Source organism: Bartonella sp. AA168HLJHH, from assembly GCF_042197365.1.
GTDB lineage: Bacteria > Pseudomonadota > Alphaproteobacteria > Rhizobiales > Rhizobiaceae > Bartonella.
In genome coordinates, this window is record NZ_JBHIRS010000010.1 from 65,571 (window position 1) to 77,092 (window position 11,522).

Here is an 11,522-nt window from a genome sequence, read left to right on the forward strand (position 1 = left end):
AGAGCAAAAAAATCGTTTGTACAAAATAGAGAAAGTGCATGATTTCCAAACCCCAAAATCCGAAAAAAAAACCAAAGAAAAAAAACTTAGTTATTATCGATGAAACACCAGAGTGTCGGCGTGCCGTTGCGTTTGCCGCACAGCATGCCCAAAATACCAGTAGAACATTGGTATTACTTTGTGTCGTTGATAGTGCAGAATTTCAACATTTTCTGGGTGTAAACAACGTTATGCGTACAGAATCAAAGCAAAGTGCTCATAAAATATTAGGAGACATTGCCAGTGAAGTCCGCACCACCCATGCGCTTGAAACAGAAATAGTAGTGCGTGAAGGAAAAAAAATTGATGAGATTTCTAAACTGATCGACGAAGATAAAAGGATTGCACTGATTGTTTTAGCAGCCAGTGGACATACAGAAGGACCAGGACCCCTTGTTCAATTAATCGGGAATAAAGGAACAGCTTTTTCAATCCCTGTCATTGTTATTCCTAGCAATCTTGCCGATGAAGATATTAGATCTATTGCCTAAAAAATATAATATTCTACAATGTAAGATCTTCCCAATCCTTCATTATAAAAGGAGAATTTATGTTTATTCAAACTGAAACCACCCCAAACCCTGCAACACTTAAATTCTTGCCAGGACGCGTGGTTCTTTCTGAGGGAGTATTAGAATTTCGTGACCGTGAAGAAGCAGCTAAAAACTCACCTTTAGCGGCTAAACTATTTAATATTCCCAATATCAATGGTGTTTTTTTAGGCTATGATTTTATCACCGTAAGCAAAAAAGAAGGAGAATGGCAACATCTCAAGCCCGTCATTTTAGGCACAATTATGGAACATTTTCTATCCAATGAGCCAGTGATCACCACCAACGCCACAACACAAGCACAAACCCATGCCCTTAACGAAGAATTTTATGACGAAAAAGATGCTGATATTGTTTTAACCATTAAAGAGCTCCTTGAAACGCGTATCCGCCCCGCAGTTGCCAATGATGGTGGAGATATTACTTTTCGTGGATTTGAAAATGGTATTGTTTATCTCAATATGCGCGGCTCCTGCGCTGGATGTCCCTCTTCAACGGCAACCCTCAAACATGGTATTGAAAATCTTTTACGCCATTTTATCCCTGAAGTTTTAGGCGTTGAAGCCATGCCACAATAAATATTGACCTCAATAGGTAAAATAACCACACCGATTGCCCCTCTTCAACAGCGCTCAAACATGGAGTGCAAAAATCTTACGTCATTTTATTCCTGAAATTTTCGAAGTAAGCCATGCAGTCATAAAAATAGAGTACTGTTAAAAAAATCTGTCCAATAATGATACCTTCACTCACCTTTCACCTCCACATATGCCTTAAAAAGATTTCAAAGCCCCCTTTAAGAAGCATAAGTTATTTCAACAAACCAATCGTACACAGAAGTACAATGTATGGGTGTGCACTTTAAATTTATTTTATCTCATAATCTTGTCATGCAATTTTAACGAGGAAAACACGACCTCGTTACAAAAAAAGAAAACCCAAAAAAGAAAACATTGTACGATAGAGTGCTCATTTGCTCTATCTTTCTCAGTGCTTCCAACGACAAATCACGCAAAATACTTCTTGTAGCAAGCCGGCACCATCATCATATCTGCCAGCCCCTAATGATGCGACAGCTCTTTCATTAAGACGATTCATAAGAGTCATTTTTAATCCTTTCTTTCCTCATTTTTACCCACACGCCAGCCCCGCGTGTGGTGTGCAAGCAAGTGATTTTAATTGATTCAACATGGAACAGATTTGAAATGAGAGAATCCCACGTTATTCGGGGTTCTAATTCAATATGAATAACGCTAATTTATTATTATAAATCAATATGTTGTTTCAGCCACTCGACAAAGATCACATTTTGCAACTTGCAATGAGAATTCTGACATTCTTCTTATTTCAATTATGTTTTTATTGCATCAATCAAAATCGTCCGCTTACACAGCACAAACTGGATAATAACAAAAACTATTTTTAATAGCTCTTATGTACACTTTTATAAGAGACTGTTGCAGTACTAAGAGCTGGAAAATGCATGGCAATAAGACCTTATCAAGATCATAGCGTCCTTTTTCCATTCTTAAAATCAAGAATTTCCTCTATCATTTTCAATCTCATTTCCATAAATATGACGCAAAAGGTGTAACTACCCATAAAAAATAAATACATTGAAGCCAGATCTATTATGGTTGTTTGAGAAATTATCTGATAAAAAAAATGAGAATATTTTTTCAATTCAGCAGGAATAAGTTTGTCTACTTTACGGTATTGTTCTTCTCATAAAGCGCATACTTTTATTGTTGCTTATGAGTCAACATCCTGTCCCCTCATAACCGCATATTAAAAGAAAAAGACAGAGTCGCTATTTCTCTGCTATACATGGCCTTACAATAAAGGAAAACATATTGCTTTTATCTGATTGGTGTAATCTATGAAACAAGAAAAGAAGCCACTGGAGAAAAATATGCCCAATTAGAGAAGAATGTAAAAATAGAAAACCAACGAAATCCAAAAACAATTGCAAGAGGACAAATGCTTAAACTTTTTTCACAAACTCCGACTTTAAACTCATCTGACCAATCCCTAGAATTTTGCAATCAATATTATGATCTCCATCCACCAAGCGAATATTCTTTACCTTCGTCCCCGCTTTTAAAACAGATGAAGCGCCTTTTACTTTCAGATCTTTTATCACTATAATGGTATCTCCGTTTGTTAAAATCTGACCATTGGCATCATAAACAGTATTGGCAAGAACCGTATCATCGTTTTTTTGTGGCCATTCATGTGCGCATTCAGGACACACAAAATTTTCACCATCTTCATAAGTATAAAGACAATCACAACGAGGACATTTGGGATATTGGGTCATAAATTCCCCTTTTTTAGAAAAAACATTCATTATGACTGGTCATAAAGCAAGAAGTGCTTATTGTCCATTATTTTAGAAAAATGTTTCCCTTTGTTTCAATCCTCATCTGCCAACTGTGTTCATGAATACTATCATCACATACTATACACAAGTTTATAAAAATGATTGATCATTATACAACTCAAATAAGCCCCCCGCATATCATAAAATTTACACACTTCATTCTCTCTAATAAATTAATCAAAATCATTTTCTTATACATCACCAATGCAATTAACGAATGGATAACAAAACAATTAGAAAAGGAACATCTCTGAATAAAACGTTCTCAGAGAGCTAAAAACTATTGCAGCATTGAGAAACAAGAAAATGATGTCCCCAACTTAACCTTTTATTTAAGTAAAGATAACAGTCATAATGTTAGAGAACAGACTGATTTATGATCATAGTTAATGGTTTTGTATATTGAATGAGAGCCGATAAATAAGCTGAGATTCTCTCAACCCCTTTTACATTGAAACAACCAAAGCCTTTTGTTTGCATGTTACAAGTAGGAAAATCCGTGTAACACGATTATCCAAAATACTAAACACTCTCAAATATAAGAGCCAACATTGAAAGCGAGCAAAGTGAATGATGGTGCCGTCTTACTCTCTCATAAGCGTAAAAATGATGCTGCTCAATGGATGGCCGGTTATACCTTTCAAAGCAACACGCATAAGATGCGTTTTTAGCGTCTTGAGAGAGAAGCTTCTTTAAAACAAACATATGAAATGTGCAACAATGATCGTATTTTGTTTTGCATGAGAAACATTCCCCTATTAAACAAAAATTTCTATCAAGCCATTGAGCAAACCCATTGGACATAAATGCTCCGATTATGCTCGATTATAATTTCCTACAGCATTTAGTTTTAAGAATCCGGCAGTTTGAGGAATCCGATTGATATGTAAGGGAGGAAAAAACAAAGAGAGCTTGAAAATGGAAGATCTCCCTTATGCACATAAAATCACACCCCTAAAATCACACCCATGTGATCAATCATCATACCTTTACAAAAAAACATTCCAATGATCTTAGGTGATAATATCAGGGTGATCTCTCCCCAATGCTTGTTGTATGTTTAACAGTTTTAATGCCACCTGTTGCAAAGGTTTAAGAACATCTTGCGGATTAAAATTGTGTTTGCGCGGATCACTTTCATATTGTTCAAAATAAAGTCGTAAAGTAGCACCTAGCGTCCCTGTTCCCGACAAACGAACCACCAACCGTGCGCCATTCTCGAAAAAAATACGGATACCTTGCTGCGTACTAACGCTCTGATCAACGGGATCACGATACGTAAAATCATCTGCTTTTTTGACGAAAAATCCAGCAATCTCGGTTCCTTCTTGTGGTAAATGCCCACGCAAATGCTCTATAAGTGCCAAGGCTTTGTCTGCTTCGACTTCTTCATAATCATGCCGTAACGTGTAAAAACGCCCATAGGTGAACCAATGCTGTTGAACAATTTGTGCGACAGTTTTTTCTGTTACCGCTAAAAGATTTAACCAAAATAGGACAGCCCATAAACCATCTTTTTCACGGATGTGAAGAGAGCCCGTTCCAAAGCTTTCTTCACCACAAAAGGTTACTTTTCCTGCATCCAAAAGGGTTCCAAAAAACTTCCATCCCGTTGGCGTTTCAAAAAAGTTTAGTCCTTTTTTTTCCGCAACCAGATCAGCAGCACGCCCCGTCGGCATAGAGCGCGCTATCCCCACAACACCTTTCCGATATCCTTTAATGAGATGTGCATGTTCAGCCATAATAGCCAAAGAATCGGAAGGCGAAACAAATTGTTGACGTCCAATAATAAGGTTACGATCTCCATCACCATCAGAGGCTGCGCCAAGATCTGGTCCTTGCTCTGACATCAATAAATCATAAAGAGCCTTGGCATAAACCAAATTGGGATCTGGATGACCACCTCCAAAATCTGGCAAAGGAATACCATTAACCACCGTCCCTTCAGAAAATCCTAAGCATTTTTCAAAAATTTCATGGGCATAAGGCCCTGTTACCGCATGCATGGCATCAAACCGTAAAGTAAGACCTCGAGCAACGGCCTTAGCAATACAGTCAAAATCAAAAAGCTCCTGCATCAAAGCAACATAATCAGTGACAGGATCAATAATATCAATCCGCATGGCTCCTATAAAGGTTGTACCTTGCCTATCTAAATCAACATCTGGTGCTTCAAAAATTTTATAACAGGAAAGACGTTGCGATGTTGCAAAAATAGCATCACATAAAGAATTAGGAGCGGGACCCCCATTAGAAATATTATATTTAATACCACAATCTCCCCCTGGACCACCAGGATTATGGCTTGCAGAAAGAATAAGTCCACCATGAGCATGAGTTTTACGAATAAGATGCGAAACAGCAGGTGTAGAAAGAATACCGCCCCTTCCCATTTTAACACAAAAAACACCATGCGCCGCCGCCATCTTCAACACAATCTGAAGAAGAGTACGATTAAAAGTGCGCCCATCCCCCCCAAGAATCAACAGTTTTCCTTCAAGAGGCCCAATGTTATCAAAAAGAGACTGTATAAAGTTTTCTACATAATGGGGTTGTTGAAAAACAGACACTTTTTTGCGCAAACCAGACGTTCCCGGTTTTTGCCCCTCAAAAGCCGTGGTTAAAACTGTCTTTATGGTCATATCAATACCTTTATATTCTTTCCTATAATTTTAAGGTGAAGAGTATCCAAAGTCGACCATTAATTCTACTTGACGGAAGTGTGAAATATTTGCACACTCGTTAGAAGTAAGAATTTTTAAAGAAGCCCTTTTGTTTAAAACGCTTTTTGCCATATGTTTTTAAATACGAAGGCTGTTTTAAAACAAAATTTTCGTAAAAGAAGACAGGAGCATCATGATGATGAAAAAAACAGTTCCCAATGTAACATTCCACACACGCGTACGCGATGAATCAATGGCTGGAGACAATCCTTATCGGTGGCAAGAAGTTAACAGCGATGCTTACTTTAAAGGAAAGCGTGTTATTCTTTTTTCTCTTCCTGGAGCTTTTACCCCTACTTGCTCAACCTTTCAGCTGCCTGATTTTGAAAAACTCTATGATGAATTTAAACAAGCGGGTATTGATGAAATTTATTGTCTTTCCGTCAATGATGCTTTTGTCATGAATGCTTGGGGAAAAGCACAAAATATCAAAAATGTGAAATTAATTCCCGATGGCTCTGGTGAATTCACGCGCAAAATGGGTATGCTGGTTGCAAAAGACAATGTTGGTTTTGGCATGCGATCATGGCGCTATGCAGCTGTTATTAATGATGGTGTGGTTGAACAATGGTTCGAAGAAGCAGGTTTTTCAGATAATTGTGCAACAGATCCTTATGAAGTTTCTTCACCACAACATGTTTTAAAAGCCTTGAAAAGCTAATTCCCCCAATCGTCTATTTAAACAAAATTTTACGACACAAATCTCCCTCCTCAGGGAATTTGTGTTGTTTACTTTTTGCAACCTCTATTCGTGAAAACAGACACGATAAGTTGATTGTGCGCCTTCTGTGAGAAAATATTCCAACAATAATTTTTCAATAAATCTTTCATGTTTTAACGGCTTTGCAAAAGCTTGGAAAATTGCCGATGAAAAATCCCGTTGTAGCGCTAAAAAATCAAAGAGTTAAAAGCTGTTGCACGCTATCAAAAAATGGGGATGCAATTGCCAAATGCGCAAATTCATGCAAAAACTCTCTCGGAAACATCAAGGACTAACGTATTGATGAAATATGCAAGATCAATGCTAAATTTCTCATACTGAGAAAAACTTTGTGTCGAATAATAATTTGATTTATAAAGATAATTTATAATTTTGCATATTGAATGAGAGGAGCCGAATATCATAAGATTGTTTTATTTTATCCCTTCTTATATTGAATCCCTTAAAACTATTTTCTTGCTCATTAGCAAGTGGGATTGGCATATGAATAAACGATTAAAAAGAGTAAAAATACCTCTCGTAAACGCTCTAAAATACAAGAGGTATGAACATCAAGACTGCAAAGTTCACAAAAGTATCAAGAAAGAAAATACAGATCAAACATTTGTTTGAAGAGGTGCACACTTCAAATTGACTTATGTCTCATAAAAAGAAGAAAATATGGCATAAAAACTGCTCTGCATAAAGAACCATTCATGGAGAATATTAAATCAAAACAAATCCCGAAAACATTCCAATTCACATACCATAAACAGACTCATTGCTGTTCTCATAGCCATTTATTCTAAGCTTTTATTTTTCTCTAAGAGAAAAACGGTTAAAGGAGTTGTTTATTCGGGTATTCTACCGTAAAGTGTGTTTCTATCTCTTCCTCTTCATCGAACTCAAAATCTTCATCACATTCAGGAAGACCAAAAATATCTGGATTGATGAAATAACAATCTTTTTTTGTTCCCTTCGCTACAATTTTATTTGTTTCTAATTCTTTGATACCTTCTTTAAAACTTTCAAAATTAAGATATTCTGGTTCTTGAATTAAAAGATCGCAAGTCAAAAATTCTTCAAGAATATCATGATCCAATGTTATCTGATCAAACCATAAATCCACATCATCCCCCTCATCTAACATTTTCCCTACCTGCCACAACATCACAAAAAATGCTTTCATACCACTAAATGATAACCCAAAAATCATACGCCGACACGACGAGGCGCCTGAAAAGGTAATTTGCGGAAGATCTTCAAATCCGAAATTTGAAGGAGGAAGTTTAAATGATTTTCCAATATTCTCAGGTCTTTCAAGAATAAAGGGATTTCGTTCATAGAGCAGAGTAAAATCATATTGGACCATTTTCATTTCTCCGTTAAAGAATTGACTTTATGAAAAATGCATATTATCAGTATGTTACCATTATGGCAGCTTACAATTCATCCAAACATGCTCCTGTAAAAAATTGTTCGATTTAAGTCATTCCATTGTTATTTGAAGCTTAAAAAGTCTTTTAGGATAAAACGCTCTAGTTCTCCCTCCTTTTGCAATAAGGCTAAATTTTGTAATGTCCAAGAAGAGAACATCAAAGGATTTTATACTCATAGATGAGAATTCAAAGATGAAGCCAATATGAACTTGTCAATATTTTTATAAACTTTTGGGAAAGCGTTGCGTGAAACCTTTTAATTTTCTCAGAGTTTTTGTTCGTTACAATTTTTTTGCTCATTTTAACGCATTATCATCGCATCCTCAGAAGGGCACGTTTTATAGCAAATAGCGCTTATTTATCTCTTAAAAAATCTCTCTTTTATGCCGCACACACTTCAAAACCGCGCTTTTGAACGCGTGCACCAACACGTATAAACGAGCAAAGCACAAATTTTAAAAATTGAATTTCAAATTTCCAAAATATTTCGAACAATCACTTTGATAAAGACTTTTACCATTATCATTTTTGGGTGGCTAAAATATCCTGTACTGTTTTGACCAATTGATCTTCATCAACCGTCACTTGTGCTGGTCGACTTTCACGCCATGTTTGATTATCCTTAATTTCATAAGACAAACGCGCCCCTTCAATCAAATCTTTAATCTGTATTTTTCCGCTCTCACGTTCTTGTGAGCCTTGGATAACCACACAAGGCGCTTGGCGTCGATCTGCATATTTCATCTGCGCTTTTATCCCCGATGCCCCCAAATAGAGCTCAGCACGAATTCCCGCACCGCGCAACTGCATCACCATTTTTTGATAACCAGCAACCGCCTCTGGCTCTTTATCCATCATCAGCACCACAACCGGCCCTGTTGTCTCCTTCATAGGCAACTTTTCAAGATTTTGCAAAGCAGCGATCAAACGCGAGACCCCGATTGAAAAACCTGTTGCTGGAATGTTTTCACCACGAAAGCGTGCCACCAATCCATCATAGCGCCCACCACCACCAACGGAGCCAAAAACAACTTTCTGCCCATCATCATTGAAAACATCAAAAAGCAACGTAGCCTCAAAAACAGGACCTGTATAATAATCCAGTCCACGCACCACCGATGGATCAATCTTGATACGATTCTGAAAGCCATTTGCGGCAAAAATTGCTTGCATTTCCTCAAGCTCACGAATTCCCTCACGCCCTTGAACATGATCACCAACCACTTCTTTAAGAGCCTCAAGCGTTTCTTCTGCTGTTTCAGCTCCAGCAGCAGTTAAGGTAAGAATACACTCAATCTCTTTATCCTTAAGCTCCGCCCCTTTTGTAAAGTCACCACTTTCATCCAAACGCCCTTTTCCCAAAAGCAAACGCACCCCTTCAGAACCAAATTTATCCAGTTTATCAATTGCTCTTAAGACAGTTAAGCGCTTTTCAACCTGCTCATTTCCCCCCAAACCAATTTTCTCTAAAACGCAATCGAGAATTTTTCTGTTGTTCAGACGAATGGCATATTCATGATGCTGAAACCCTAGTTTTTCCAAACTATCGGCTGCCATCATACAAATTTCGGCATCAGCTGCTACCGTTGGTGTTCCAACAATATCCGCATCAAACTGCATAAATTGCCGAAACCGCCCTGGACCTGGTTTTTCATTGCGAAAAACAAAGCCAAGACGATAACTGCGATAAGGCTTTGGCAAAACTTCAAAATTCTCGGCAAAATAACGAGCAAGAGGCGCGGTAAGATCATAGCGCAAAGACATCCATTGCTCATCATCATCTTGTAGCGAAAAAACGCCCGCATTTGGACGATCTGAATCCGGTAAAAACTTACCCAGCACATCTGTATATTCAAAAATTGGAGTTTCTAGCGCTTCAAAACCGTAAAGTTCATAAACTTCACGAATTTGCGCAATCATTGTTTCAGTTGCATACAACTGTGCACTTGTACGATCAACAAACCCACGGGGTAAACGGGCTTTGGTTTTTTCTTGTTTTGATGACATGTTTTTCTCTAACAACAATATATATTCACCGATAACGTGTGTCTATCTTATAGAAACAAACGCTGCAATAACTTTATCAACTGGAAACTGGTAACAATATGCATAAGCTTTTGCTTTTTAAAGATGCAAACCTTTACCCTTAAGGCAATCTACTGAAAATATTTGCATTTTCAATAAGAACATAGCCCCCGCTCAACATGAAATGCCCGCTTAACATTCAATGAAAAGACATCTGTGCTTGTTGAAAGAAACCTCAAAGCGACAGTTGATTCTTGATAAATCGAAAGCATCCCCCTCAAAACCCCTCCCTCTCAGAATTCTTCAGATTTATTACAGATGCAAAAATCCTCAAGACATCAGTGTGCTTTGCGCTTGTTCTGCAAAATGATTGATAACATTTTTTAAATCAACAATATTTCGTCCAGCATCTGTAATAGAGCGTGATACAGAGGGAATAACATTCTGCAAAAGTCTTTGTGGAAATTGATTTGCTAGTTGTGTCATTGTTCCACCTTGAGCGCCAATACCCGGAACGAGAAACAGACTATTGTTTAACTGCTCAATTGTGTCTTTTGATTCAGATCCTAATGTCGCTCCTATAACCGCACCTATGGGGCCAATATTATGATGAATAACCGAAGACTGACTATTATAATCACAAATACACTGTGCAAGATGAAGAGAGAGTGTCTGATCACCAATAAGGGCATTTCGTATTTGTTTCCCCTCTGGATTAGAAGACTGAACAACCACAAAAACCCCTGCTCCTGTTTCTTCTGCAACCTTTATCAGAGGAATAAGAGCATCAAAACCCAAAAAAGGATTAACTGTCATGGCATCCACCTTGAACGCACTACTTGGACCAAGCCAAGCCTTACCATAGGCTTCAGCAGTAGAGCCAATATCCCCCCTTTTTGCATCCGCCAGAACCAATATGCCTTGTTCGTGTGCATTTTCAATCAGTTCTTTGAGAGCTTGAAGACCTTCCACACCATATAATTCAAAAAATGCGACTTGCGGCTTTATAATACCTACTTTACCAACAACTGCTGTTAAGAGAATATCACAAAAATCTTTTAGACCTTTATAATCAAAGCTTAGTTTCCACGATTGCAAAACTTTATGGCTCGGATCAAATCCAATACAAAGAGGTCCATAGATTTCACGATTTTTAAAAAAAGTTGAACGAAACATTTTATATCCTAACAAGGTCTCTCTTTAAACTTTTTGATACAATCAAAAAGAAAAGCATTTGTCAAAAGAATACAATAGCGCAAACACAAAGAAAGAGCTCTCTATACAAAATGTGCTTTTATTTATGAAACATAAATATATTCCCATTCGTAACGCTTATCATATGTTTATCGACCAAGACGTTGTCATGAGATAAAAATTCAAATTTATGAAAGAATATAAACAAAACAGCATCTATATTATAATGACCTCATAAAGCCCTATAGGCATGCCTTGTCGTTTTCACCCCCCTTTTTTATGATCAACAAAAACTCTCTATGAACGCGCTTTAAACAAAAGTTTCAAAAGAAAATGCCCCACCATGATGATCTCGATCTTAACTTTAGATCTTTCCTATTCCTTTTTAGCTGCTCTATATCCCTTTTGGAACATAATTAGCAAAAAGGCATTGTATCTCCAGCATATTCAAGGAGATAAAACATGGAA

The 11,522-nt window shown here is 37.3% G+C and carries 8 protein-coding genes and 1 pseudogene; 3 read left to right on the plus strand and 6 right to left on the minus strand.

Annotation, left to right across the window (positions count from 1 at the left end; all coding sequences use genetic code 11):
- Nucleotides 1-38: 38 nt before the first annotated feature.
- Both ACFINM_RS07055 and ACFINM_RS07060 read left to right on the plus strand, forming a co-directional pair.
- Nucleotides 39-530, plus strand: a complete 492-nt coding sequence (locus ACFINM_RS07055) for a universal stress protein (RefSeq protein ID WP_375621519.1) — start codon at nucleotides 39-41, stop codon at nucleotides 528-530.
- Nucleotides 531-589: 59 nt separating this feature from the next.
- Nucleotides 590-1,168 carry a NifU family protein gene (locus tag ACFINM_RS07060; protein WP_375612176.1) on the plus strand — a complete coding sequence of 193 codons (579 nt, stop codon included), beginning with the start codon at nucleotides 590-592 and terminating at the stop codon, nucleotides 1,166-1,168.
- A gap of 448 nt (nucleotides 1,169-1,616) precedes the next feature.
- Here the strand turns inward: ACFINM_RS07060 and ACFINM_RS07065 are convergent.
- From ACFINM_RS07065 to ACFINM_RS07075, 3 genes and pseudogenes are all read right to left on the minus strand, one after another.
- Nucleotides 1,617-1,697: pseudogene (locus ACFINM_RS07065) on the minus strand (DUF4102 domain-containing protein); the annotation flags it as partial.
- Nucleotides 1,698-2,574: 877 nt separating this feature from the next.
- Nucleotides 2,575-2,910 (minus strand): zinc ribbon domain-containing protein YjdM, encoded by a 336-nt coding sequence (locus ACFINM_RS07070; protein WP_375640973.1) that lies wholly within the window; start codon nucleotides 2,908-2,910, stop codon nucleotides 2,575-2,577.
- A gap of 1,076 nt (nucleotides 2,911-3,986) precedes the next feature.
- Nucleotides 3,987-5,615 (minus strand): alpha-D-glucose phosphate-specific phosphoglucomutase, encoded by a 1,629-nt coding sequence (locus tag ACFINM_RS07075; RefSeq protein ID WP_375640974.1) that lies wholly within the window; start codon nucleotides 5,613-5,615, stop codon nucleotides 3,987-3,989.
- A gap of 217 nt (nucleotides 5,616-5,832) precedes the next feature.
- Between ACFINM_RS07075 and ACFINM_RS07080 the strand changes: the two genes are divergently transcribed.
- Nucleotides 5,833-6,357, plus strand: coding sequence for a peroxiredoxin (locus tag ACFINM_RS07080; protein ID WP_375621555.1), 525 nt, complete (start codon nucleotides 5,833-5,835; stop codon nucleotides 6,355-6,357).
- Nucleotides 6,358-7,234: 877 nt separating this feature from the next.
- Here the strand turns inward: ACFINM_RS07080 and ACFINM_RS07085 are convergent.
- From ACFINM_RS07085 to pyrF, 3 genes are all read right to left on the minus strand, one after another.
- Nucleotides 7,235-7,768 carry a replication protein gene (locus ACFINM_RS07085; RefSeq protein WP_375621516.1) on the minus strand — a complete coding sequence of 178 codons (534 nt, stop codon included), beginning with the start codon at nucleotides 7,766-7,768 and terminating at the stop codon, nucleotides 7,235-7,237.
- Between the two features lie 589 nt (nucleotides 7,769-8,357).
- Complete coding sequence (hisS, locus tag ACFINM_RS07090; protein ID WP_375621515.1) at nucleotides 8,358-9,842, minus strand: histidine--tRNA ligase; 1,485 nt, start codon at nucleotides 9,840-9,842, stop codon at nucleotides 8,358-8,360.
- A 348-nt stretch (nucleotides 9,843-10,190) separates the two neighbouring features.
- Entirely contained in the window at nucleotides 10,191-11,036 is an 846-nt protein-coding gene (gene pyrF, locus ACFINM_RS07095; RefSeq protein ID WP_375621514.1) for an orotidine-5'-phosphate decarboxylase, read from the minus strand.
- Nucleotides 11,037-11,522: the final 486 nt, after the last annotated feature.

Coding starts and splice junctions, on each gene's coding strand:
- ACFINM_RS07085 (WP_375621516.1), bottom strand. CDS start 7,768: ATGGTCCAATATGATTTTACTCTGCTCTATGAACGAAATCCCTTTATT.
- hisS (WP_375621515.1), bottom strand. CDS start 9,842: ATGTCATCAAAACAAGAAAAAACCAAAGCCCGTTTACCCCGTGGGTTT.
- ACFINM_RS07070 (WP_375640973.1), bottom strand. CDS start 2,910: ATGACCCAATATCCCAAATGTCCTCGTTGTGATTGTCTTTATACTTAT.
- pyrF (WP_375621514.1), bottom strand. CDS start 11,036: ATGTTTCGTTCAACTTTTTTTAAAAATCGTGAAATCTATGGACCTCTT.
- ACFINM_RS07060 (WP_375612176.1), top strand. CDS start 590: ATGTTTATTCAAACTGAAACCACCCCAAACCCTGCAACACTTAAATTC.
- ACFINM_RS07075 (WP_375640974.1), bottom strand. CDS start 5,615: ATGACCATAAAGACAGTTTTAACCACGGCTTTTGAGGGGCAAAAACCG.
- ACFINM_RS07055 (WP_375621519.1), top strand. CDS start 39: ATGATTTCCAAACCCCAAAATCCGAAAAAAAAACCAAAGAAAAAAAAC.
- ACFINM_RS07080 (WP_375621555.1), top strand. CDS start 5,833: ATGATGAAAAAAACAGTTCCCAATGTAACATTCCACACACGCGTACGC.